Source organism: Alteromonas sp. G5_S2_22_S1 (assembly GCF_054968525.1).
The window spans coordinates 1-262 of record NZ_JBQKUJ010000076.1; the positions used below are offsets into that span (position 1 = coordinate 1).

Here is a 262-nt window from a genome sequence, read left to right on the forward strand (position 1 = left end):
TAAGTAGACCGCCTGGGGAGTACGGCCGCAAGGTTAAAACTCAAATGAATTGACGGGGGCCCGCACAAGCGGTGGAGCATGTGGTTTAATTCGATGCAACGCGAAGAACCTTACCTACACTTGACATGCAGAGAACTTTCCAGAGATGGATTGGTGCCTTCGGGAACTCTGACACAGGTGCTGCATGGCTGTCGTCAGCTCGTGTCGTGAGATGTTGGGTTAAGTCCCGCAACGAGCGCAACCCTTGTCCTTAGTTGCCAGC

1 rRNA gene is annotated in these 262 nt (G+C 53.4%); it reads left to right on the plus strand.

From position 1 onward, the window contains the following. Positions 1-262, plus strand: a 16S ribosomal RNA gene (locus ACTRWF_RS19745); the annotation flags it as partial.